24 protein-coding genes are annotated in these 25,243 nt (G+C 49.1%); 10 read left to right on the top strand and 14 right to left on the bottom strand.

The window, feature by feature from the left end; translation table 11 throughout:
- Positions 1-6: 6 nt before the first annotated feature.
- Positions 7-993 carry a malate dehydrogenase gene (locus RBH92_RS03430; RefSeq protein ID WP_307933278.1) on the bottom strand — a complete coding sequence of 329 codons (987 nt, stop codon included), beginning with the start codon at positions 991-993 and terminating at the stop codon, positions 7-9.
- Between the two features lie 179 nt (positions 994-1,172).
- The gene (locus RBH92_RS03435) at positions 1,173-1,298 is read right to left on the bottom strand and encodes a hypothetical protein (RefSeq protein ID WP_307933279.1); all 126 of its coding nucleotides are present in this window, start codon (positions 1,296-1,298) and stop codon (positions 1,173-1,175) included.
- 21 nt (positions 1,299-1,319) lie between these two features.
- On the opposite strand from RBH92_RS03435, the gene RBH92_RS03440 reads away from it, so the two are divergent.
- The 9 genes from RBH92_RS03440 to RBH92_RS03480 all read left to right on the top strand — a co-directional run bounded on the left by RBH92_RS03440 (position 1,320) and on the right by RBH92_RS03480 (position 10,332).
- Positions 1,320-2,099 (top strand): DUF5995 family protein, encoded by a 780-nt coding sequence (locus RBH92_RS03440; RefSeq protein ID WP_307933280.1) that lies wholly within the window; start codon positions 1,320-1,322, stop codon positions 2,097-2,099.
- A gap of 264 nt (positions 2,100-2,363) precedes the next feature.
- A complete protein-coding gene (locus tag RBH92_RS03445; RefSeq protein ID WP_307931813.1) occupies positions 2,364-3,347 on the top strand; it encodes an IS5 family transposase in 984 nt (327 codons plus the stop codon).
- Positions 3,348-3,626: 279 nt separating this feature from the next.
- A complete protein-coding gene (locus RBH92_RS03450; protein WP_307931601.1) occupies positions 3,627-4,661 on the top strand; it encodes an IS630 family transposase in 1,035 nt (344 codons plus the stop codon).
- Positions 4,662-4,684: 23 nt separating this feature from the next.
- A complete protein-coding gene (locus RBH92_RS03455; protein ID WP_307933281.1) occupies positions 4,685-6,019 on the top strand; it encodes a SulP family inorganic anion transporter in 1,335 nt (444 codons plus the stop codon).
- A gap of 101 nt (positions 6,020-6,120) precedes the next feature.
- Complete coding sequence (locus tag RBH92_RS03460; RefSeq protein ID WP_307933282.1) at positions 6,121-6,522, top strand: universal stress protein; 402 nt, start codon at positions 6,121-6,123, stop codon at positions 6,520-6,522.
- 34 nt (positions 6,523-6,556) lie between these two features.
- On the top strand, positions 6,557-6,685 hold the full coding sequence (locus tag RBH92_RS03465; RefSeq protein WP_307933283.1) for a hypothetical protein: 129 nt from the start codon (positions 6,557-6,559) through the stop codon (positions 6,683-6,685).
- Positions 6,686-6,948: 263 nt separating this feature from the next.
- A complete protein-coding gene (locus tag RBH92_RS03470; protein ID WP_307933284.1) occupies positions 6,949-7,950 on the top strand; it encodes a cadmium-containing carbonic anhydrase in 1,002 nt (333 codons plus the stop codon).
- A 231-nt stretch (positions 7,951-8,181) separates the two neighbouring features.
- Positions 8,182-9,474: a SulP family inorganic anion transporter gene (locus tag RBH92_RS03475; RefSeq protein WP_307933285.1), complete on the top strand. Its 1,293-nt coding sequence runs from the start codon at positions 8,182-8,184 to the stop codon at positions 9,472-9,474.
- 42 nt (positions 9,475-9,516) lie between these two features.
- Positions 9,517-10,332, top strand: coding sequence for a nucleotidyltransferase family protein (locus RBH92_RS03480; protein ID WP_307933286.1), 816 nt, complete (start codon positions 9,517-9,519; stop codon positions 10,330-10,332).
- A gap of 18 nt (positions 10,333-10,350) precedes the next feature.
- On the opposite strand, the gene nudB is transcribed toward RBH92_RS03480, so the two are convergent.
- The 12 genes from nudB to RBH92_RS03540 form a co-directional block, all read right to left on the bottom strand.
- Positions 10,351-10,782 (bottom strand): dihydroneopterin triphosphate diphosphatase, encoded by a 432-nt coding sequence (nudB, locus tag RBH92_RS03485; protein ID WP_307933287.1) that lies wholly within the window; start codon positions 10,780-10,782, stop codon positions 10,351-10,353.
- Between the two features lie 18 nt (positions 10,783-10,800).
- Entirely contained in the window at positions 10,801-12,582 is a 1,782-nt protein-coding gene (aspS, locus tag RBH92_RS03490) for an aspartate--tRNA ligase (RefSeq protein WP_307933288.1), read from the bottom strand.
- Positions 12,583-12,702: 120 nt separating this feature from the next.
- Positions 12,703-13,008: an FmdB family zinc ribbon protein gene (locus tag RBH92_RS03495; RefSeq protein WP_307933289.1), complete on the bottom strand. Its 306-nt coding sequence runs from the start codon at positions 13,006-13,008 to the stop codon at positions 12,703-12,705.
- A 216-nt stretch (positions 13,009-13,224) separates the two neighbouring features.
- Entirely contained in the window at positions 13,225-16,524 is a 3,300-nt protein-coding gene (locus tag RBH92_RS03500; protein ID WP_307933290.1) for a hypothetical protein, read from the bottom strand.
- Between the two features lie 240 nt (positions 16,525-16,764).
- A complete protein-coding gene (gene hslU, locus RBH92_RS03505) occupies positions 16,765-18,099 on the bottom strand; it encodes an ATP-dependent protease ATPase subunit HslU (protein WP_307933291.1) in 1,335 nt (444 codons plus the stop codon).
- 78 nt (positions 18,100-18,177) lie between these two features.
- Positions 18,178-18,699 carry an ATP-dependent protease subunit HslV gene (gene hslV, locus RBH92_RS03510; RefSeq protein ID WP_307933292.1) on the bottom strand — a complete coding sequence of 174 codons (522 nt, stop codon included), beginning with the start codon at positions 18,697-18,699 and terminating at the stop codon, positions 18,178-18,180.
- Between the two features lie 79 nt (positions 18,700-18,778).
- Positions 18,779-19,672, bottom strand: coding sequence for a tyrosine recombinase XerC (xerC, locus tag RBH92_RS03515; RefSeq protein WP_307933293.1), 894 nt, complete (start codon positions 19,670-19,672; stop codon positions 18,779-18,781).
- A 10-nt stretch (positions 19,673-19,682) separates the two neighbouring features.
- Entirely contained in the window at positions 19,683-20,360 is a 678-nt protein-coding gene (locus RBH92_RS03520) for a DUF484 family protein (RefSeq protein WP_307933294.1), read from the bottom strand.
- A gap of 17 nt (positions 20,361-20,377) precedes the next feature.
- Positions 20,378-21,205: a diaminopimelate epimerase gene (gene dapF / locus RBH92_RS03525; protein ID WP_307933295.1), complete on the bottom strand. Its 828-nt coding sequence runs from the start codon at positions 21,203-21,205 to the stop codon at positions 20,378-20,380.
- Positions 21,202-21,723 (bottom strand): GNAT family N-acetyltransferase, encoded by a 522-nt coding sequence (locus RBH92_RS03530; protein ID WP_307933296.1) that lies wholly within the window; start codon positions 21,721-21,723, stop codon positions 21,202-21,204. The genes dapF and RBH92_RS03530 overlap by 4 nt, the downstream gene beginning before the upstream one ends.
- A gap of 39 nt (positions 21,724-21,762) precedes the next feature.
- Positions 21,763-22,197, bottom strand: coding sequence for a PGPGW domain-containing protein (locus RBH92_RS03535; protein ID WP_292925337.1), 435 nt, complete (start codon positions 22,195-22,197; stop codon positions 21,763-21,765).
- Positions 22,198-22,346: 149 nt separating this feature from the next.
- Positions 22,347-23,156, bottom strand: coding sequence for a methane monooxygenase/ammonia monooxygenase subunit C (locus RBH92_RS03540; RefSeq protein ID WP_307932433.1), 810 nt, complete (start codon positions 23,154-23,156; stop codon positions 22,347-22,349).
- 349 nt (positions 23,157-23,505) lie between these two features.
- On the opposite strand from RBH92_RS03540, the gene RBH92_RS03545 reads away from it, so the two are divergent.
- Entirely contained in the window at positions 23,506-25,236 is a 1,731-nt protein-coding gene (locus RBH92_RS03545) for an OprO/OprP family phosphate-selective porin (protein WP_374049957.1), read from the top strand.
- Positions 25,237-25,243: the final 7 nt, after the last annotated feature.

Genomic DNA, 25,243 nt, shown 5'->3' on the forward strand with positions numbered 1-25,243 from the left:
TATTTCTTAAACCAATAAGTGCCGGATGGCTTCTTGTTCGGCGACCAGTTCGCGGTAACTGGCTTGCATTTTCTCGTTATCCGCGCCGGTGATTTCCAGATCTTCGACAATTCGATACCGGCCATTTTGGCAAGTGACCGGGAAACTATAAATCACACCGCTGGGTATCCCGTAACTGCCGTTCGACGGTACCCCCATTGATACCCAATCGCCTTCCCGGGTACCGAAGATCCAATCTTGCATGTGATTGATAATCGCATTGGCGGCGCTGGCCGCGCTGGATTTGCCGCGGCGCGCTTCAATGATCGCCGCGCCGCGTTTTTGCACGGTCGGGATAAAGTGGTGTTCGACCCATCCGGCATCGTTGATCAGCGTTGATACTTTGTCATTGCCGAACATGGCGTGACTTAAATCCGGGAATTGCGTGTTGGAGTGATTGCCCCATACGATCATTCTTTTGATGCCGGACACCGGTGCCCGGAGTTTTAACGCCACTTGCGACAAGGCGCGATTGTGATCCAGCCGCAGCATCGCCGAAAAGTTGCCGGGATCCAAGTCAGGGGCGTTTTTCAAGGTGATATACGCATTGGTATTGGCCGGATTGCCAACCACTAGAATCTTCACGTCGCGTTTGGCTGCGGCGTTCAACGCCCTTCCTTGCGAAATGAATATCGGGCCATTCGCTGTGAGCAAGTCTTTCCGTTCCATATTTTCACCGCGTGGCCGCGCCCCGACCAGCAGGGCGATGTCGGCATTATCGAATGCAACTTCCGGATTGTCGGTGGTAACAATGCCTGCCAGCAACGGAAAGGCGCAGTCATAAAGCTCCATTACCACGCCTTCAAAGAACGGTTGCGCTTCGGTCACATCGTGCAATTGCAAAATGACCGGCTGATCTTTGCCAAGCATGTCACCCGCAGCAATGCGATATAACAGGTTATAACAAATCTGCCCGGTTGCTCCGGTGACGGCGATACGAATAGGCGATTTCATTTTTTTCCAATCCTCGAAAAGCCACCAATAGGTTGGAAAATTGGCGGTATATGGGGAAATGTGAACGGATTATACTTGCAATCAATGCCTCGCGGAAGAGCCGCTGCGCTGCGACTACCAGAATAAGGGCAGCATATTGATGATTGCATGCTGGAATAATTACTTTCCTTGAAAACGGATCACAGCAAGAAACCCGGCACGTTATGAAAATACAACATTGCAGCCGGACGGAAATGCAACATAACCCGGACCGGATCGCCCGCTTTGGCTTGCATCACCGTGCACATTGCGTATGATGCAAGCACTCACAATTTCCAGGAGATGTCATGTCGCCCACCAGCTTTCCTTCCGCCATTGCTTCCCCGGCCACAACCATTGACGAAGTCATTACGCAATTAACCGCCATCGTCGAATGGTCAAAACAAAATAATTCCCGCATCGGCTACTTCGCCGCGCTGTACCGCAAAGTGACGATCCAGGTCAAGAAAGGCATTCAGGAAAATTATTTTGACGACGGTCCGCGCATGGAACGGCTCGATGTGATTTTCGCTAATCGTTACATTCGCGCCTGTTATCTGCACTTTACCGATCAAACCCCGACCAAATCTTGGGTGCGGGCGTTTGACGCCACGCAACATTGGTGGCCGATCGTGTTGCAACATTTGTTACTGGGCATGAATGCGCACATCAATCTGGATCTCGGCATCGCCGCAGCGGAAACCATGCCGCCGGGAGAACTGCAAAACCTCAAGGGTGATTTCGACAAAATCAATGAAGTCCTGGCGGGTTTGGTCGGCGGCGTGCAAAGCGAATTGGCGCAGATCTGGCCGGTGCTGGGGTTGCTCAACCGCTTTCTGGGCTCGGTGCAAACCGCCATCATCAATTTCAGCATGGAAAAAGCCCGCGATGCCGCCTGGTCATTCGCGGAGAAGTTATCGCCGTTGCCGGGGCCGCAACGCCAACAGGCAATCCGGGAAAAAGACGAGATGATGGCATTGTTTTCCAACGTGATTTCTCATCCGGGGTTTTATGGCTCGTTCATTACCGGCATCATCCGCTTGGGTGAACGTGGCACAACGCGTCAACGCATCGAAATTCTAGAGTGATCTCAATTTAAATCCACCGATACATCATCTTTTTCGAAGGACATTGCGCCGGTTATCGCTGCTTTGATAGTACGCTGGGCTTATTGTCGTTGTGTTGAACAGGCTCAACATACTCATCTGTACCTCACAAAAATTTGACGTTGTATACGATACACTACTATCGAGTAAGGTGATTCTAGGGAAACACTGATCTATTCGATCAAATAGATAGACCTGCAAAGGTTAGATAAAATACCTTGCTATTGATAAACATGGAATAGAGCGATGCAATCAAGCTTTTCTGAGCTGGAATATGCGGCAAAGAAGAAACAAACCCGGCGTGATCGTTTTCTGGTTGAGATTGAAGCTGCAACACCGTGGACATCCCTGCTGAATGTTATAGCTCCGTATTATCCGGTTAGCGGTAGGCGAGGTCATCCACCGATTGGTTTGGAACGGATGCTGAGGATGTATATTGTGCAACAGTGCTTTGGTTTTTCGGATGAAGGCGCGGAAGATGCTGTATACGACAGTCAAGCAATCCGCTGCTTTGTTGGTATTGATCTGAATCGGGAAGCAGTACCGGATGCGACGACTCTGCTGAGATTTCGCCATTTGCTGGAAGCGCATCATCTGACGGAATCCATTTTTGATGCAATCAATGCACATTTGGCTGAACGCGGACTATTTCTTCGCGAAGGTACGATTGTTGATGCTACGCTGATCTCAGCGCCTCCTTCGACCAAGAATAGAGAAGGAAAACGCGATAGCGAAATGCATCAAACCAGGAAAGGCAAGCAGTGGCACTTCGGCATGAAGGTACACATCGGTGTCGATGCGCAATCAGGGCTTGTTCATACCCTGATCGGAACGGCAGCCAATGTCCACGATGTTACTCAGGCACAGGCGCTGCTGCATGGTGATGAAACCGATGTATTTGGTGATGCGGGCTATCTGGGCGTTGAGAAACGAGAAGAGAATCTTGAATTGCCCGTAACCTGGCATATCGCGATGCGCCCTTCCAAGCGCAAGGCATTGCCCAAAACAACAGCAGGCGAACTGATGGAGAAGCTTGAACATGCAAAAGCCAGCATTCGTGCCAAAGTTGAGCATCCCTTTCATGTCGTAAAGAATCTGTTCATGCATCGCAAAACTCGCTACAAAGGAATGGCCAAAAATAATGCTCAGATGTTTTCACTGTTTGGGCTTGCCAACTTGCTGCTGGCTCGCCGGTGGTTATGTAGCTCTGACAGCCAGATTGCGTCTTAAAGACAAGAAATGAGCGGAATAAGGCAAGAAATAACGCAATTCAACCCAGAATATGGCAAATTTTAACCCAATATCCCAGAACTGCTCGCTTTGCCCTTGGGGTGTGGCGAATTAATCAGCGTTTCCCTAGAGAAATTCTTGCATGGCGCTTCAGCATCTCGTCTTGGATATACAGCCATGCCATTGTTCACTGATATTCGTCGAATTAGGGGGGGGCAGTTTATAGACCCGGCCAATAAATAGTTTGAACTTTGAGTGATATTGCATGCCCATAGAAGAATGGAGAAAATAGATGCAAGAACCTTAAAGGATGAAGCGCTGCATGAACGGCGGCGGCAAGTGATTCGTCTTTACAAGCGAGGCAGCACTTCTGTGCAAATAGCGCAAATAACGGAACTGAGCGACACGGCTGTGAAGAAGATTATTCGACTTTATGAAACAGCTGGCGCAGCTGGACTAAAACCTGGTAGACGGGGACGAAGCGTGGGTGACAAGCGCAGCCTCAGCGAAGAGCAGGAGTTGAGATTGCAACGGCTTATTTGCGATAAGCGTCCTGAGCAACTGAAGATGGATTTTGCATTGTGGAATCGTGGCGCGGTGAGTCAGTTAATCCAGCAGGAATGTGGCCTATCCATGCCGATACGTACGGTGGGGCACTACCTTAAACGATGGGGGTTTACCCCGCAGAAGCCGATCCGGCGTGCTTACGAACAACGCCCGGAAGCGGTAAAGCAATGGCTCAATGAGCAATACCCGGAGATAGCCAGACGCGCTCGAACTGAAGGCGGTGAAATTCACTGGGGTGATGAAACAGCACTAGTCAACACGGATGTGCGAGGACGTGGTTTTGCACCCAAGGGAAAAACGCCGGTAGCCTATGCGCCTGGTACACGACAACGACTGTCAATGATTGCCACAGTGACAAACAAAGGTTGTGCACGGTGGCAGATTATCGATGGCAATTTCAATTCGGATCGGCTCATTGAGTTTTTTGAGCTTCTGATCAAAGATACGGAGAAAAAAGTGTTCTTGATCCTGGATAATTTGAGAGTACACCACAGCAAACCAGTAAAGGCTTGGCTGGAAGAAAATAAGGAAAAAATCGAATGCTTTTATTTGCCCAGCTACAGTCCGGAATTAAATCCAGAAGAGCGATTAAATTCAGATTTGAAACAGGCTATCGGTTCTAAAGTGCCGACGCGTACCAAGGAAAAATTGCGTAACGCTGCCAACGATCACATGACGATGCTGGAGAACAATCCAGAGCGTGTTGCTTCTTACTTCCAAGATCCATATGTAAAATATGCCGCTTAAAACTATTTAATGGCCGGATCAATATGAAATCACAGATGGACGATAAGCAAGCATCGGGCGTTACGCAGGATGCGGCTGTTCCAGCCGGTTCCGCTGCTTTTCAAGCGCAGTACTTTTTCCGGGATACCGCTGCGGGTCTGATAACCGGCGCGATGGCGATCCCGCTGACGATCGGTATTGCGATTATGTCCGATTATCCGATCAAGGTCGGGCTGGCGACGGTTGCGTTTGCTTGCCTGGTGGGATGGATAAATGCCTGGATAAAGCCGGGTAATTATATCGGCGCCCCGGGCATCGCTGCGGGCTTAGCGCCGGTGCTGGCGTTGGGTGTGGCTACATTTGGCTGGGAGAATATGGCATTTTGTATTTTTCTGACGGCGATAATGCAAGCGATTATTTGGAAATTCAATTGGCAACGGTATCTGCTGGTTGCGGTTCCGGTTTATTTGGTCGAAGGTTTGCTGGCCGGCGTGGGGTTGAAAATATTATTGAAGTTCTCCGAATTTACTTACGAAATTCCAGAGGCTGCGGTCACCGAAGAATTTTGGAACGGCGCGCGTATGCAAATGGTCGGCATTTCCGCGGCGGGCCTTGCAGTATTTTTATTCCTGTTTTTCAAGTTTAAAGATACGCAACCAGCCGTTCCTTACTTTGCGTTGATTATCGGTGGTGCCGTGCTGGCGCAATTTGTCAGTGTGCCCATGATTTACGCCGAAGATGTCGATCTTTATTTGAAATTGCCATTGCCGCAAGCGGATGTGACGGTGATGATGATGGTTTATATGGTGCTTTTCTGTGCCATGCTGGCTATCGTCGACGTGATCGAACAAGTCATGAGTAACGCTGCCATTGAAAAAATTGACCCGTTGGGACGTAAGACCAATAGCAATAACAGCTTGTTGGCCATCTGGATCGCCAATCTGGGTTCGAGCTTTTTCCATGGCATGACCAATCTGGATGGTTTGGCTAAAAGCACCACGAATAAGCTGGCTGGTGCAATGACCAAGTTTTCCGTTCTGATTATCGGATTGGTGGTCTGCTTATTCACATTCAATCCACACTTTTTAAGTTATTTGCCCAAGTTTGCCCTGGCGGCAATCATGATGTTCACCGGCTACAAAATGATTGCAGGTCTGGTGCATGTCACGCACTACGGTACCTATGCATTGATGCTGGCGCTGCTAACCGGAGGCCTGGTTTATAAAGTCGGTATTTTTGAAGGATTGCTGATCGCGATGACATTTCACGGCATCATTCACTTCATGGTGTATACCAAGCACGATCATTTGCCGGGTAAGGCCGTCGTCAAACGTTACTTTGAAAATCTGAAGAAAGACAGCAACAGCAATCTTCAATAGCGATTTCTCGATGATTTTTAGATAAAGCAGTTGTGTCAGGAAAGGTGGATCACGAAGGCATTAATCCGGGGGATGCCCGGTATTTTTAACAAGGACATTTTATGTACCAGAAAATAATGATTGCTGTTGATGGTGGTGAAGCCTCCCGTCAGGCATTGGCGAAATCCGCCGATATTGCGAAAATGAATAACGCGGCAATCTGTATTGTTCATTGCGTGAAAGGCGATAACAAAATCGATGAACAAACGGGTGCGAAAATACTTAAAGAAGCCCGGTCATGTCTCGGCGATTTGAGCGCCCAAACCCGGCTTTTGAATGCTGAAGCCGAATACGGCTCAAATGGAATTGCTGAAGTGATTGCCGTAGCGGCAGAGGAGTGGGGGGCCGATTTGCTGGTAGCTGGTGCCAGCAATCGAAGTAAATTGGAACGTTTCGTGAAAGGCTCGATCGCCGAACAGTTAGCCGCCAGAGTGAAATTTTCAGTGCTGCTGGTTCGCCCGTAAAAATTCTACCGGAGAAGCCGGGCAATCGTGTCAAATGTCTGGCGGCAAAGAGTCGGGCTATATTCGTGATTATCCGGAAAGTCTGGAATTTCACCCGGCAAGCGGTGGGGCCGGTCACCGCAGCGGCATGGGCTTTTTCCTGATCCGGGATCGATTGGCGTAAGCTACTGCGTGTATTGAATAATACCTGATATCAGTGAGGAAAATTGCAACATCACCTGGCAGAAAATAGAGAATTACTGTCTGTAACATCGAAAAGTAGTGTTAGAATCCCAATGCCGGGTTTATTTTTATCGCGCTAGAAGATTGATAAATCGATGAAAAAGACCTAGGTAATGTTTGCCATTCCCTTGAGTTACTTTGAATATGGCAAGTTTGAGATAGAACTTATGATGAAATGACTAATTACTACAAAGGATATCTAAAATGTTTGAAAGTTTAAAAAATCTGTTAAAACATTTTACAGGCAGTCAAGATACAGCATCATCAGCACCAGAAACGAACCCGCCTCCACAACAACCACCAGTAGCTTCAACAACCGTTTCAACCGCTTCCGTCCCGGAAGAAAGCCTCAATCAGTATCTTTCGCTAGCGCAATTCAACCTGGGTCTGGGCAGCATCGGTCCCGACAATCGCGATGATATCGACAAGAATGTATTAATCCAGATGTATCAAGCGATTGCCGCCGGTGTATTCAACGTGCCTGCAAATGGCGTGGTGCCGGAAATCTGTGTCGATGGCCGCACCAAAGCCGATGGTTCGCGTTTCAGCGCGCCGTGTGCGGCGGGTGGCACTTTGAGCATCGTGTATGGCAGCGATCTGGGCGGCTCATCCGCCGGAGACGTGAACGAGTTGCAATTGACGACACAAGCGATTCATGCGCTCAAATCGAAAGGGCATTCCACCGGCGTGCACGGCGATGACCACGGATCTTGCGGATGCGGCGCGTGTGCCAAAGCGCCGACGATTTATCAGCACGTCTCGGAACGTATCAACGATATCGCCGCGCTGGTCGGAAAGCTCGGCATTAACGTGACCGATGCGGAGAAAGGCTCGATTGTGCAGCAAGCCAACAATCGCCTGGGGCAGGCAGGCTTTTTCGCCGAAGACCGGGCTGCGGTGCTGCAAACGGCGCAGGATTGCGGAGCGCTCTTTGAAGAACTGGTCGGCAAGCACAACGAACTCGGCATCGCATTGAACACCAAGCCCGGCACCACCGTGGATCGCGCTGCGATTCGCGCCAAGTATGGCCCGCAATACGATATATTCGTGGTCGATGCTTGGGCATTCGGCAATGCGGCTAAAGATATCAATACCACCGGCAGCGATGACGACATTCAACGTATCGCGAAAGCCATTACCATTCAGAATGTTGCCACAGCTTCGATTCTTGGTCATGGCTCATTGCGGATTATTCCCATTGCTTAACTTCTTCAGATAACAGACGCCCTTCATCGCCGGGGCCGTTCGATCCCGATGAAGGGCGTCTGCAACACGGCAGCGGCAATTCTTGTCCTCCGGCTGTTCAACAACTTGTGATATATATCAAAGTCAGGCGCCGGCAAATCGTATGTAATATTCCAGCCTGAGCTGAACGCATAGCTGGTTTATCCTGGCGCGGATAATTCCCACGGACCTTTTGCATCATTCGGAAAAATCATGTCGCAGAACACGCAAAACCCATCGACCGGCCCGGCTGCCTTCCAATCGCGATTTTTTGTGCGCGACCTGCAAGCCGGCATCATCACCGGAACCATGGCGATCCCGCTATCCGCCGGGATTGCATTGATGTCCGATTATCCGATCAAGGTAGCCTTGGCAACCGTCGTGTTCGCATGCTTCGTCGGCTGGATCAATGCCTGGTTCCGTCCCGGGAATTATGTCGGTGCTCCCGGCGTCGCCGCCGGCTTGGCGCCGGTGCTGGCATTGGGCGTGGCAACGTTCGGCATGGAAAATATGGCGTTTGTCATTTTTATGACGGCTTTGATGCAGGCCATTATCTGGAAATTTAATTTGCAGAAGTACATTCTGGTCGCCGTTCCGGAATATCTGGTTGAGGGATTGTTGGCCGGCGTCGGGCTGAAAATCGCCATCAATTTTTTTACCATGACTTACGAAATACCGGACAGCCTGGTTACGGAAAGCTTCTGGAACGCTGCGCGCATCCAAATGGTGTCGATCTCGCTGCTGGGGATGGTTGCATTCGTGTTTCTCTTCAGTAAATTCCAGTCCAGGCAACCTGCCATTCCGTATTTCTTCCTGATGGTTGCCGGTGCGATTCTGGCGCAGTTTATCGCGATGCCGATGCTGCACGTGGAAGATGTGCCGTTGCAGTTATCGCTGCCGTTGCCGCGTTTCGACCATGCGCTGATGTGGTTGTATGTTTTGGGATTTGCGGTCATGCTGGCGGTGATTGATGTGATTGAGCAAGTCATGAGTAATGCCGCCATCCAAAAAATCGATCCGTTGCAGCGCAAATGCAATACCAATAACAGTTTGCTGGCGATCTGGGTTGCCAACATGGGGTCGAGTTTTTTCGGCGGCATGACAAATCTGGATGGATTGGCCAAAAGCACCACCAATAAACTGGCCGGCGCCTATACCAAATTCTCGGTGCTAGTGGTCGGATTGGTAGTTTTATTTTTTGTGATCAATACGCAATATCTTGAATTTCTGCCGAAATTTTCGCTGGCGGTGATCATGATTTTCACCGGCTGGAAGATGATTCTGGGGTTATTGCATGTTGCGCATCAGGGGCAGTATGCATTGATGCTGGCGACGTTGTGCGCGTTACTGGTTTACCGCCTGGGGATTTTCGAAGGATTGCTGCTGGCGCTGGCTATCCACGGGTTTGTGAACTTTGTGGTGCTGTATTATGTGCATAATGTGAAATCCGGCGCGATCATCAGGAAATATTTGCAGCGCTTTTCCATCGGGGGCGGCGCCGATTAATCAGCATTTCCCTAAAGTATTTTCATCACGCAGTGAAACCCTATGAATGACAACCCATCACCTGAATCGCAATCGTTTGTTGCGCTGGTTTTAGCGGCCGACCGCACCGGCAAGGATCCCATTACCCGGCATACGGGTGCGGCGTGCAAAGCGTTCGCGCCTGTTGCCGGTATTCCGATGATTATCCGCGTGCTGGATACGCTGGCCGCTTGCGAATCGATCAATCAAATTATCTTATGCGGTCCGCCGGAATCGCTGTTGCACCATTGCCCGGAATTGCAACAGCGGATTGCCAGCGACCAAGTCACCTGGCTGGCCAATCTCGATTCGCCCAGCCGCAGCGCCGAGCGGGGTTTAAGTATTGTGCCGGATGATACGCCGGTGCTGATTACCACAGCTGATCATGCGCTGCTGACGCCCGCGATGGTGCAGGAATTTTTAAATGCATCAAGGACGGCGGCAGGCGACGCCATGGTTGGAACTGTGACGGAACAAGCAATTGCCGCGGCTTTTCCCGGTGCTAAGCGCACCATCATACGTTTGCGCGACGGCGGTTATCGCGGCTGCAATCTTTATGCATTCAGATCGCGAGGGCGCGCGCTGGTGCGTTTCTGGCAGCAAGCCGAGGATTTACGGAAAAATCCCGTGAAACTGATCGCACGCGTATTGGGTTTCAAAACCGTATTGTCGTATTGCTTCGGTTTGCTGACGCTGCAGCAAGGCGTGGCGGCAGTATCGGAAAAATCGGGTGTCGCCATACAGGTGCTGGTTCTGAGCGATGCGTGCGCCGGCATCGATGTTGATAAAGTGGCGGATTTGCAATTGGCGGAATCGTTGCTGAGCCAACAGCAGCGTTAATGGACAACCTTTGATGCGCTATCGCGCCGGCAAGCTCAGAATGGCTTCGGCATTGCTGCTGGAAAAGACTTTCCGGGCGGCTTGTTGCCACGGCAGCCAGATATAGTTCAGATGCTCGCGGGTTGAGATGGTAACTGGCATCGCCGACGGCAAACGCAAGCCGAACACGTGCTCGGTATTGAATCGTACATCCGGGCCATAGCGCCAGCGCCATTCTTCGTAGATTTCGTAGCGGTTTTCGACGTGCCAGTCGGTGAGTTGATAATCGGCTGCGTTTAAGCCGGTTTCTTCGGCGATTTCGCGCATTGCGGTATCGAACAGCGTTTCACCGGGATCCTGGCTGCCGGTCACCGACTGCCAGTAACCGGGGTGATCGGCGCGTTCGAGCAGCAAAACCTCTAAATCAGCAGTATGAATAACGACCAGAACGGATACCGGGATTTTATACATTCGCCGGCAGACCGTTACTCAGCCCGGTTTTACTTCCGTTTGGCGCAAGCGGATACTCAATTCCCTTAGTTGCTTTTCGTCGACGGCGCTTGGCGCATGTGTCAACAGGCATTGAGCGCGCTGGGTTTTGGGAAAAGCGATGACATCGCGGATCGATTCCGAACCGGTCATCATCGTCAGAATGCGATCCAGACCGAAAGCAATGCCGCCATGCGGCGGCGCGCCGTATTGCAACGCTTCCAGCAGGAAGCCGAATTTTTCTTGCGCTTCTTGTTCGGAAATATTCAATGCGCGGAAAACCTTGGACTGTACTTCCTGGCGGTGAATCCGCACCGATCCGCCGCCAATTTCGGAGCCGTTCAGCACCATGTCATAAGCCTTGGATAGTGCCTTGCCGGGATCGGTTTCGAGCAGATCTTCGTGACCATCTGCCGGTGAAGTGAACGGATGGTGCAGGGCTTTCCAGCGGTTTTCTTCGTCATCGAATTCAAACATCGGAAAGTCGACGACCCACAGCGGTTTCCAGCCGGGTTCGGCGTGGCCGTGCTGATGACCGATCTTGATACGCAACGCACCCAGCGATTCGTTGACGATTTTGGCTTTGTCCGCGCCGAAGAAAATCAAATCGCCGTTTTGCGCTTGGGTTCTGGCAAGGATCGTTTGAATCGTCGCTTCCGGCAGGAATTTCAGAATCGGCGATTGTAACCCTTCGACGCCATCCGCCAAGTTATTGACTTTGATATACGCCAATCCCTTGGCGCCGTAGATGGCAACAAAGCTGGTGTAATCATCGATCTCCTTGCGCGACAGCTCGCCACCCTTCGGAATGCACAGCGCGGCAACGCGGCCATCGGGTTTTTCCGCGGCTTCGCGGAAAACCTTGAACGGCACCTCTTTCATGATGTCGGTCAATTCGGTGAATTCCAGCGGCACGCGCAAATCCGGTTTATCCGAGCCGTACTTGAACATTGCTTCTTCATGTGTCAGCCGCGGAAACGGATCGGGCAGATCGACATTGATCACCGATTTGAACAATCCGCGGATCATGCCTTCCATCAAGGACATGATTTCATTCTCTGACAGGAACGAGGTTTCAATATCGATCTGCGTGAATTCCGGCTGCCGGTCGGCGCGCAGGTCTTCGTCGCGGAAGCAGCGGGTGATTTGATAATAGCGATCAAACCCGGAGATCATCAATAACTGCTTGAACAGTTGCGGTGATTGCGGCAGCGCAAAAAAATGACCGGCATTAACTCGCGACGGTACCAAATAATCCCGCGCGCCTTCCGGTGTTGATTTGGTCAGCATCGGCGTTTCGATATCGAGAAAACCATTCTGATCGAGAAACATCCGAACCGCCATCGCTACCCGGTGGCGCAAGCGCAGATTCGATTGCATCGCCGGACGGCGCAAATCGAGATAACGATGTTCCAGCCGCACCACTTCGCTGAGATTGTCATCGTCCATCAGGAAAGGCGGCGTCAACGAAGTGTTCAATACTTCGATGGCGCTGACGAGGATTTCGATTTCGCCGCTGAACAACGCCGTATTGACGGTTCCTTCCGGGCGTTTGCGCACCTTGCCGGTAATTTTCAGCACGAATTCATTGCGTACTTTCTCGGCGGTCTGAAAGGTTGACGCGTTATCAGGATCGCACACGATTTGCACCAAGCCTTCGCGGTCGCGCAAGTCGATGAATATCACACCGCCGTGATCTCTACGCCGGTGAACCCAGCCGAAAAGCGTGACAGTTTGATCGAGATATCCGGCATTGATGGCGCCGCAGTAATTGGTACGCATGATGTTGTTCAATAGGTTGAATGATGAAAATTAAAGGGTATTGTTTTTTGCCGCATTGCGTACGATCCAGTGATCGGATCAATCAGATCGTTCCGGCATTTCGTTAACGGTTTCAGTCGATTAGTCGACGGCTGCGGTAGAAGCGGTGTTGCTTTCTTTATTTGCAGTTGACTCCGTAGCGGAGGCAGTCTTTGTCTGCGCGTTGTCTTTAGTTGCCGCTGCTTTATCCGCCGGTTTGGATTTGCTGTTCTTGAAATCGGTAACGTACCAGCCGCTTCCTTTCAGTTGAAACCCAGCAGCAGAAATGCGTTTGACATAGCTGCTGCTGCCGCAAACCGGGCAAGCTGCAATCGGCGCGTCGCTTACTTTTTGTAAATGCTCTTTCTCAGCGCCGCATGAATTGCAACTGTATTCATAAATAGGCATCGAGACCTCCAATAATACAGTATTGAAAAGCCGGGTATTATACCTTAACTCCCTGGGTTTGATAGGTATCTCACTGTGGTTGGGTTGGAAGCAACGGCTATTTGATCCTATTAGTCCGGTATCATGCAGCGATTCCGGTTAATCCTTTGCTGCATCACAAGCATGAAAGCGATTATCGGTATTGAAATTCCTTTTCATACTTTCGGATTTTTATGATTAACCGAACAACTTGAAGTATTCGCCGATGATCAATCCCAAAAAGCCAAGCGTCAGCAATAACGAGCGTATCGCCGGTTGTTCGAACAGCGGTTCGAATGCACCATAGTCGATTTCCTGGATTTCACGGATGACAGTTTCTTTACCGGAATGCGGCAGGTTTTTGATCGCGTTGATAGCGGTCCGCTTGAGCTGAACGGCTTCGATTCGCAGTTTTGCTCCCGCGTACAGAAGCAGGGAAATACTCAGGATCACGGTGAAACCGACATGCAACGGGAAAGCGATGTTGTCGAAATAACTCATCCGGGCGATAAGCAGCAGCATAATGGCGATGAGCGGATAATAGATCAGTTGATCGACGACACGCGTTCTTTTGGCAACCAGTGTAACAATGTCTTGAAGTGATTTCAGGGCGGCAGCGGGATTATCTTGTTCGTAAATCGGCAATACTTTAGCTTTAATTGTTTCTAGTTTACCGTGAAGTTTTTCAAGTACAGTTAATTTTTCAAGATTATTATTTTCACGCTTCAGTGCTGCGAAACTTGTTTCAAGTTCTTCAATTGATTTCTTGGCTCTGTATACATTCGTGTAATTTAGAGATTTTAGTTTCTTGTACCACTCGTCCAATTCATACGAGGAATCCGTTTCTGTTAGAAGATAGTCGAGATTCTCTTCGTTCTCAAAAGTTCTATTAGCTAGCAATGGATGTTTAGTACGTATTTTCTCGATCCAATGCAGGCAAAGCCTTTGCGCATCGAGAACCAGGAATGTCGACAGCATGATGATGGAAAAGCTGAGCACCCGGGAGGTTTCTTCCCAGAAAATACAACTATCTCCCCGGCAGGGCGGCGGCAATACCGGAAACAATTGATACAAGAGCGCGGCAACGATCATGAAAATGCAGAACTTTAATGAAGCGCGCAGCAGGCGATGCCTGAATCGGCCATGGTCATAATATTCTTGCCATAAATCCTTAGAGGAGATAACAGCTCTTGGGTAATTGCCGTTTAGTTCCCCTTTATTATCTGCTGTACTACACGTGACTTGTGGCCGGAGAATATCTTTCTCGATCAAGGTTTGAATAGACTTAATTTCTTTTCCTAAGATCAGTACGCTAATAATAAGAGTCATCAGTATTGTTTCCAGTATTGATACTGTTTCATTTATAACAGACAGTATTGCATACGCAATAACTGGTATAGAAAACGGTATGATTAGACTCAGGATTCCTATAGGAAAACAAATGATCATTAAAATCGAGAACGTAATAATCCCCATTAAAACAATTGCCTGAGGTAGATTATTAGTGTCTATGGCATAAGCATAAATTAAAACAATTATAAAAATTATGAAAAGAGCAATGGAAGCTTCTAGTCTCTTTTTAGGTTCTGTTGAATGCTCGTTTTTCCAATCGAATATCTCACTTACAGTAAGCGGTTTTTCGTCCTTAAATAGTGTATTTAAATTACCAAGATCTGAAAAATATCGCCTATTTAGCCGATCAAAATTGGCTTCCAATGATCGTATTGTCGAGTAAATAAATGCAATTACCAGGGAAAAGGTCAACCATCGCAACAAAATGGACGGCCACATGCTGACGCCATCGGTGAAGCTGAAAGGCTCTTCGTCTGCTAAGTTGATTGCATAAAATGCCAGAACGAAGAAGCAAACGGTTGTCGCTAACAACCAAACGACGATTGCACCTGAGTGGGGTTTGATCTGCTGCACGGTGAAGATCAGTGCGATTGCGATGAGAAACCATAAGATCAATTGGTTTTTCAATCGTTTCTGCGGCCCGGTGTAGTCGGGATGCACCGATTCTTTCTGATACCCATACAAATAAACCGGGCCGTATCTACCGATTTCAAAAATTAAAGATTCGCGGCTAGCTTTCTTTAAGTTAATCTCCTTATCTTCACTATCACTTATAAGCTTATAGAAAGTGCGGTAATAAATTTCGGTTTGCAAACTGTCCCGGAAAGGGGGGATTTGCTTCTGAAACTCCTCATTCAACCGCAGATCGAACGGTGTCGCCACGATCAGGTTTCTGGTCCAGCGCCAGTACTGCGGGTGCAGCATTTCCGCATCGAGATCGGTTGTAAACAAGACGATATTGGGAATTTCCGCGCGTAGCGCTTCAAAAATCACCAGCTTGTCATAAAAATCGCTGCCGAAAACGCCAACAGCCTTGATGTGCTTTTTATGATCCGTGTCCTTGTGTGATTCTTTGATTTGCCGGGTCAGCCGGTATAAATAATCGAACTGCGCCGGCCCGATGGGCAAGTTATGCTGATCCATGATGGACAGGATCTCTTCGCGCTTTTCGACGGTTTTGCTGATGCCTTCCTGACCCTGCTTGCCAAGTTGCCGCTGGTAAGCATCCAAGCCTTTGAAGTAAGTGTAATTGCTTATGTCACTGTCGCATTCGTTTTTGCTATTTTTATCTTCACTGCATTGTTCCTTAATAGAATCCTTGAGGTCATTCGTCAGCTTCTGGAAACTTTCTGTATCATACTCTGAAATGATCGCGATTTCGGAAGGGAGCATTTTGCGGTGAGTAACAAGCTCTTTTTTCAGTAGATCAATGAGGGAATTTTCGCTGTTTTCTGGTGGTTTGAGATCCGGTAATTCAATTTTCATAAGCATACTGCTTGTGATTTTTGTTTCAAATGTATCTTTATCGATTCCCCAGATCACAAGAAGATTATCGTTGCCATTACGTTCGAAGTGTTCCCAGCGAATATCGTATTGGGATTTCCCATTAATCTTTTGGCTCGCGCAAAAATTGATTCTGTTGGGTTTTGATGGACGATACCCTGCTGCGATTAAACCACTGACTACTGCATAACGATACCGTGTTCTGAATTCCTTTTTTTCGACAGTGTTTGGCCTGATTTCAACAGAGGGTAATAATATTTTTATTGGAGTTTTTCCCTGGTTTTCTGTGAGTTCAGAAATCGCTCTAGTTAGTAAGCCATTTTTGCAGTAGCAAAGGTCATTATTTTTTTCGGATTTTTCCGCGAGAGGACGCGATTTTCCAGTGCTACCGCTAAGATTGAATGCTTCATGTAATTTGTCATGGAGCTCATCCTCTCCAGGATCAAACTCAAAAGGATCTTGCCATAGCCAGCTTTCGTAGGAATTATCGCTGACACGAGGAGCTTGGCTGTGTTTACTGGTTGAATCGTAGGGACGCGGGCTTTGGATGGGGCGATCTTGCCACATCATAAATGCCAGAATGATGAGCAAGGCAAGCCCGACAAGCGCGAGATCGGGTTCTCCGGTATGCTTGGGCATCATCTTGTTAATCCCCTTTAAACGTGGTTCATATCAAGTGCTGGGCAAGAAACGGGAAGATATTGGACGGCTGTATTTCTATAGCAAAATTAGAATAATAGATAAGCTAATTGCCACAGATTTGGTTTGACGCGATTGTTAATCTGATGTGTGAATATCTTCCTTTTTTGTATGCTATCACAACATATGAATTTTGCTGATCGGTTTCAGTGTACCCGGTGTAGCAGACACTCAAAAATACTGCTACAACACATACCTCGCCAAATCCTCGCTTTGCGACAAGTCTTTGAGGCGTTCGTCGACGTATGCCGCGTCGATGTTGATGGTTTCTCCGCTGTGTTTCGGGGCGTCGTAAGAAATGTCTTCGAGCAGTTTTTCCATGACGGTGTGCAAACGCCGCGCGCCGATATTTTCGGTTTTACTGTTGACTGAGAAGGCGATCTCTGCCAATCGCTTGATGCCGTCGTTGCCAAATTGCAGTTTCACGCCTTCCGTCGCCAGCAGCGCTTCGTATTGCCGGGTCAGGCAGGCGTCGGTATTGGTCAGGATCTGTTCAAAGTCGCTGACGCTTAAACTGGCCAATTCGACGCGGATCGGAAAACGGCCTTGTAATTCTGGTATCAGATCGGATGGCTTGGACATGTGAAACGCGCCGCTGGCGACAAACAGAATGTGATCGGTTTTGATCATGCCGTATTTGGTCGATACGGTTGTGCCTTCCACCAGCGGCAGCAAATCACGCTGCACGCCTTGGCGGGAAACATCGCCGCCAGTGTGGCCCGAGGAGCGACTGGCGATTTTGTCAATTTCATCGAGAAAAACAATGCCGTTCTGCTCGACATTCTGAATGGCATTCAATTTCAGTTCTTCGTCATTGACCATTTTTGCAGCTTCTTCTTCAAGCAGTAATTTTTTTGCTTCACGAATTGTCATTTTGCGGGTTTTTTTACGCTCGCCGGTCATATTCTGAAACATGCCCTGGATTTGAGATGTCAAGTCTTCCATGCCGGGGGGCGCGAAGATTTCCATGCTGGCGCGTGGCGAAGCTACATCGATTTCAATTTCTTTATCGTCCAGTTCGCCTTCGCGGAGTTTTTTCCGGAATTTTTGCCGGGTCGAACTGTCGTGATCTTCGCTACTGGATTGGAAGCCGAAATCCCTTGAGCCCGGTAAGAGCGCATCGAGAATGCGATCTTCAGCTTGATCTTCCGCCAGCGGCTGTTTTTTCCGCGTTTCTCGTTCTCTGGCTTCCTTAATGGCGGTTTCCGCCAGGTCGCGGATGATCGAGTCGACATCGCGCCCGACATAGCCCACTTCGGTGAATTTGGTGGCCTCGATTTTGATAAAGGGCGCATCGGCTAATTTAGCCAGACGGCGCGCAATTTCAGTTTTGCCGACTCCGGTCGGGCCGATCATCAGAATGTTCTTGGGGGTAATTTCCTGGCGCAACGGGTCTGCAATTTGCTGACGGCGCCAGCGATTCCTCAGTGCGATCGCGACAGCTCGTTTAGCTGCCTGCTGGCCAATAATGTGTTTATCCAATTCGTGGACAATTTCCTGAGGGGTCATTTGTGACATGATGTTAAGTTCTAAAATAGGATGAATATAACAAGAAAACCAAATTATCGATCAGACAGGCGGCTGGAATGCAGTGAGTTAATCAATTGTTTCAATAATATGATCTTGATTGGTATAGATACAAATATCGCCGGCGATTGTTAATGCTTTTTTTACGATCTCCTTGGGCGGCAGATCAGTATTCTCCAGCAATGCGCGGGCCGCAGCCAAGGCATACGAGCCGCCGCTGCCAATCGCGGCAATCCCTAGTTCAGGTTCGATAATATCGCCCGCGCCAGTGATGATGAGAGTTGCATCTTCATTTGCAACTACCAGCATCGCTTCAAGCCTGCGCAAAATCCGGTCCGTGCGCCAGTCTTTGGCCAATTCGACGGCGGCTCGCATGATATGGCCGTGATGCGCTTCCAGCTTGCCTTCGAACCGTTCAAACAGGGTAAATGCATCGGCAGTACCACCGGCAAATCCCGCCAGAATTTTGTCATGATAAAGCCGACGCACTTTACGTGCGCTAGATTTGGCCACGACCGCTCCCAGCGTTACCTGACCGTCACCCCCCAGCGCAACTTGCTTGCCGCGCCTTACTGAAACAATGGTTGTCATGAAATTTCTTAATTTGTTACAAAATTCGATTATAACGCATAAAGCATCGCTGATCCGGTCAAGAAGCAAGCCGCGTTATTCAACTTCTTTTTTTGGCCCGGGGATGCGCAGCATCATAGATTTTGGTCAGGTGCTGAAAATCCAGATGGGTATAGACCTGGGTGGAAGTGATATGCGCATGTCCGAGCATTTCCTGGACCGCACGCAGATCGCCGCTGGATTGCAGCAAGTGGGAAGCAAACGAGTGCCGCAGGATATGCGGATGCACATTTTGTTGAATACCTTGCTGCCTTGCACGTTGTTTCAAGCGGTAACCGATGGTGCGAGGGCTGATCGCGCAGCCGCGTTGTGACACGAAAAGTGCTGTTTCGCCGGTATTGGCGATCAAAGGACGTTGTTTCAGCCAAGCCTGCAGCGCTTGGATTGCAAGTTTGCCGACTGGAACAATGCGGGCTTTGTTTCCTTTGCCAAGCACCTTGACCGTTTCCCCGGCAAAGTCGATATCGCCGGGTTTGAGTTGAGTCAATTCTGTTAACCGCAACCCTGAAGAATAAAATAATTCAAATATGGCGCTGTCCCGGGCTGTCAGCAGATGATCGGCTGAGAATTGCAGCAATTGCGCCGCTTCATCCGGGGACAGCGCATTGGGAAGTTTTTGCGGTGACTTGGGCAGCCGGATGCCGATGCACGGATTTTGCTGAAAACGATGTTTCCGGATTAAATAATGATAAAAGCTGCGCCACGCCGACAACATTCTTGACAGACTTCTGCCGGAAAGACCTTTGCCGTGAAGTTGCGCGATGATATGGCGGATATGCTGGGGGTGAACTTGCGCGAGGTTATTGGAGTTGAGATGTTTTAGCAGAACCGCAATATCGCGCGCATAATTCTTGCCGGTGTGCGGCGACAACCGCCGCTCGTAAGTTAAGTAGTCGATATACGCAGCCGCTAAAGATCCGGATTCAGCGCTCATGAGAAATTGTCTATGCGGTGGCAGTCTCGGTGTTTTCAAGCTGACCGCAGCGCGCTAAGGTGGTGCAGGCCAATTCCCCGAGGCGCTTTAAATGCAATGTACCCATTTCCGGGTAAAATCTTTCCGCGTCCGGGCTGCCCAGAACGAGCAAGCCGATGGTTTGTGACGTGTTTAACGGAATCATCGCGAATGAATGCAAGTGTTCCGAGCTTTCGCCAAACCATTGTTTGATTTCGTCTGCGATATGATTGCCGCAATAAGGCTGGGGCAGACTCTCGGCGATGGCTTGAACATCTTCACTGGTCGGGGTGAATTCCACTTTAGACGGATCAGCGCCCGGTATTTTCCAGAAGCGCATCGCCACCAGCGGTACGGAAAAATCTTCTTTCAGGCTGAAATACAATGCATTCAAAAGTTCATCCAGATTGGCTACCGAAATGAGTGCGATCGCCAGCCGGTGCATCTTCTCTCCAATTGCGTCATTTTCCTCGCCGAAACTGATCAATTCCAAAAGCTTATCTTGCAACGCACGGTTTCTTTCCCTCAAGGAGATGAGCTGGCGTTCGTTCAACGAGATAACCTTGTCGCTCTGCGGGTGCGAGATTTGAATATCCGCCAGCAAATCGGCGTAATCGTTGAAAAACTGCGGATGTTCCTGCAAATACTGTGCGACATCTTCTGCTTTCATGGTGTTTCCTTGATTGATTACAAATTTATTTCACCTTCGAACACGGTGACTGCCGGACCGGTCATCCATACCGGCTCGTTCTTTCCTTCCCAGCGGATGGCCAAGTCCCCGCCGCGTGTGCTGACGGTTACCCGCGGATCGAGCAATCCCAGATTGATACCGGCGGCGACCGCGGCGCAAGCGCCTGTTCCGCATGCCAGCGTTTCACCGGCGCCGCGTTCATAAACGCGCAATTTGATGTGCGTGCGATCCACCACTTGCATAAAGCCGGCATTGACTTTCTTTGGAAAACGCGGGTGTTGCTCTAGCAATGCGCCTTCCGTTTCAACCGGGGCGCGATCAACATCCGGCACGACGCGAACCGCATGCGGATTACCCATCGACAATGCACTTATTGTAACCGGCTGACCGGCTATTTCAAGTTGATACGTTGGCGCGATGTGTTCAGCGATAAAAGGGATCTGCGCCGGTTCAAAAACAGGTTGCCCCATGTTGACGGTAACGTTGCCGCTGATTTCCAGTTTCGGCGAGATCACGCCGCTGAGTGTTTCGATACGGATCTCGCTTTTTTGCGTTAGACCATGATCGTGCACGTAGCGCACGAAACAGCGCGCACCGTTGCCGCATTGTTCCACTTCGCTACCATCGGCGTTAAAAATGCGATAACGGAAATCCGCGTCGCCTTCGGCTTGTTCGACCAGCAGGATTTGGTCGCAGCCGATGCCAAAATGACGATCCGCCAGAAAACGCAATTGCTGGCGATCAAGATGGATGGCTTGATGGATTCCATCCAGCACTACGAAGTCGTTGCCAAGCCCTTGCATTTTGGTGAATTTAAGTTTCATTGATGATTTTTCCAGTGAGATAAATCAAGTGTCATCAAATAGTCATTCATGAAAAAACCGCCGCCGATATCCACAATACTATCACTCGTGATCTCAAATCCATAATGTTGATACGCAGCAATGGCGGTTTGGTTTTGTTTGTTGACAGTCAGAATCAATGATTGCAGGTTATTTTTCTTGAGAATTGCGATTGCGTCGGCGATAAACTTCCTGCCGTAGCCTTGGCGATGATGATTGCAATGTATGTAGAGCTTGTCGATTTTGAGTTCGCCCGGATTCGTCGTGCGCATGCAGCAGGAAAAACCGATCACGTTTTCTTCAAGAACCAGCTTGCGCCACCAGATACCGGGATTTTTTAATTGCTCCCGGATTAGATCCGGTTGATAACGTTGTGCCAGCATATATTCGATTTGCGCGGATGAAATGATGCCGGCGTAGTGGTGCCGCCAGATAATTCCAGCCAGGGTTGAAATATTAAAAACATCCGCAGGCGCTAAAGGCGATATGTTGACCGGCATATTCCCAGTCGCTGATCAGAAAACGATATTGTACGCGTCTTAACAATCGGTTGGAGATAATGTAAGCGGCGGTTTATTGAATTTACTGCGCATGGTGTTGATCGCATGCAAAATTGTGTGTTGTCCGACGATCTTCGATTCCAGTCTGCGTTTACCGGGGAAGTCAATGAAAGAGATCCCGATCAGCATCGTAAGCAAGCCTTGTCCTGGCAAAAACAACATCAGAAAGCCCGCGATCAGAAAAATAGTCCCGGCGATATTCTTCACGATCAATCCGATCAGGCGTAACGCTGGATGATGATCTTTCATCCAATAACGGGGAACGCGCAAATCAAAGTAGTCGCTCGGCAGGCGGATCAGTATCCATGGAATGGCGATCAGCGAGCCGATAAAGCCGATAATGGATGCGATCATTAGACCAATGAGGACATCGGTGGATACCCATTGTTGAACAACCAGGATCAAATCTTCCATGAAAGAAAACCGGTAGGATATAAAAACGATAAGACTTGCGGGTGCAATGAATGTGTTGCCGGGTTGGTTGCTAGCCGCAGAAAGACATTAAAAAAACCTGCTGCCGGATCTTCCGGCAGCAGGTTGATATCATTCCACTTGCGAATGAATTAAGGAACAATTCTGTTGTTCAGAATTTCGCGGCTTGCACCGTTCCAGGTTACGTCAGTCAGGTTTGAGTAACGGGTGACGATTTGTGCTGCAATACCGCCCGAGAACAAGCCTGCCCAGCCCAGAATTACAAAGCCCCAGTGCAATGGCGCGCTAAACAGTTCTTCCATGAACCAGAATGCATGACCCCATTCGTTCAAACCAACGTTCGGCAGAATCATCAATGGGCCTGCAATCGCCATTACCAGCGGGAATGATGTGCCGCGGCTGTACAGTGGCAGACGGGTCATCGCGTACAGGTATGAGGCTACGCCACATACGATGTACATCGGGAATGAGCCGTAGAACACGACCACGTGACTTGGCGTGAAGCTGGTGTCACGGATGATCACTTGGTGCCAGCTTGCATCTTGTTCGGTGAAGAAGCTGCCGCCCCAGTAAACACCAAACAAGTAAACACCCAGCCACATCATCCAATAGAAATAACGTTTGATTTCCAGTTTGGTGTCCAGGTTGTCCAATTGCTCTTTGGTGTCACGGGTCTTCAGGATCCAGCCCCAGGTTACCAATGCAAACAAAGGCATCAGGGTCATGTGTACGCGCCACAGTCCCATCCATACTTTGTCAAATTCCGGTTCCATCGAGTCCATTCCGTGTGAATACGCAAATGTCCTTTGGTACCAGATCCAGAATATCGCTACCAGCAGCATGGTGCCCATGCCCAGTTTGTAGTACTTCGAGTCGTACCACAGCGACATGTCATAGCTCGCGCTCGACGCGCTACTCGTTGTGCCATACGTTGTTGCCATTTTATTTGCCTCCTATTAATAAATGGGTAGAGATGTTTTGCAAGGAAAAATTATTCCTTGTTTAACACATGGTTTTAGACAGGCTTTCATTTAGCGAAAGTTCCCGTTTATTCATCAAAACGACTGTGCAATGAGCGGTTAATTATTGTTATGACGCCCAGCAATGGATATTTTAAAAATTAATAGTCTTTACTTCAAGTGGTTAAGTAATATTTATTGCGGGTCAACCATGGAGGGTTGTCACATTGATGCAATAAAAATGTAACTGTCATAAATCTGTAACATTGCTACTTTATAACGCTCGTCATCTTTATCGATTGAATTTTTAACCACGGATCAGAGACTGATGATGAAACTAAATAGATTTATCTTGATGGCGATCGTTGCAGTTAATCTAGGCATGTTATCCAATGCGTATGCTTTGGATCTATATGTTGATACGACAACCAAGCAGATTTATGCGGAACCGGGGCCAGGGCGTGTGCATATGGGGACGTTTGTGAAAGCCGAGAGCACGCCAGCCAAAAACGAACCACCTAAAGTCGTGGAAGCACCATTAAAAACACCGGCAGACTCTGGACAATTGGCTGAAAATCAATCCGAGGAAATGAAAAAAAGAAGATCTGCGGAACGTCTTGCCAGAATTTCCGAAAAGGCGGAAAAGGCCCGGTTTGTCAATCAAGTGTCCTTGCTTGAAGAACGCATGAAAGAAGTAGAAAAAATTCATGGCACTTTTGACGATCGCGGTTTGCATTGGGCAACCAAGGACGGCAATTTTTCTATGTCGCTCAATGGCCGTATTCAACCGGCTTCGCAGTACAATTTTGAGAATGATCCAAATCCGGCATTTGGTGCCAACACTGCAAACGAATTAAACAGCGGCATGAATATCCGCCGGGCGCGTTTAGGGGTTGAAGGTACTTTTTTCAAAGTATGGGATTATAAATTTGAGTACGATTTCAGCCGCGGTAACGGATCGGTCGGATCGGGAATTACCGATGCTTTTGTGCGTTTGAATCATACCGATGCGCTGTCCTATAAACTGGGTTCGTTCAAGGAACCGTTTAGTTTGGAAGAAGCCGCCAGTAACCGCTATCTGACTTTTATCGAACGGCATATGTCGGTTAACTCCTTCGTCGATAACCCGAATACCTATAAAACCGGTATTGGTGCCAATTATGCGGTTAGAAGGTGGCAAACCGGGATTGCGTTTCAAACGGAACCGATCGGTTCATGGTCTTCGGCTTCAACATCGGTCAATGCCAACGGTAACCAGAACCGTAACAACGGCTCGGGCGATACCGGCTGGCAAGGCATCGGCCGGATCAGCGGCAGACCATGGATGGAAGACGATACCAAATTCCTGCATCTCGGTATTTCGGCTGGCCACACGAATGTCAATACGCAGTATCGCGCCGATGGCACGATGGTTGGTGAGGGACAAATCGGCGGCGGGGGGGGTATGTCGTTCTTCGCGTTTCCAGGAACCAACGTCGACCGGACCAATATTTTGAATACCGGTAATTTAAGCACCGGCGCGCTGGGCAATCCCAATCGCCGCGAAGTCACCAGCTACGACCGCTTTGGTGCAGAGACCTGGTTTGTGTACGGCCCATTGTCGTTGCAAGGTGAATATTTGCGTACCAATATCAATGGTGTCGGTTACGATAATGAACATCTGACGGGATATTACGGTTTTGCAAGTTACTTCCTGACCGGCGAATCTAAAGCGTATCATGTCAGAAACGGCGCGGCGAACCGGATTAAACCGAACCGTCCATTCCAGTTTAACGGATCGGGCTGGGGTGCTTGGGAAATCGCGGCCGGTTACGATTACATCGATATGAATTCGGGTGTCATTGCGGGCGGTAAAGCGGATATGGTTAGATTCGGTTTGAACTGGTATCCGCATTCGAACGTTAAATTCCAGGCGAACGTGATACATGTGCTCGATATCAATACCGCCAGGACGCCGATTACCAATACCGATGGTTACTCCGGCGGCGCCGGCGCCCGTACCAATGGCTGGAACAATGGCGACTTGAGCGCTTTCCTGACCCAATGGACCATCGACTTTTAGTTGAAAG

The sequence above is a fragment of the Nitrosomonas sp. sh817 genome, assembly GCF_030908545.1.
Classification (GTDB): domain Bacteria; phylum Pseudomonadota; class Gammaproteobacteria; order Burkholderiales; family Nitrosomonadaceae; genus Nitrosomonas.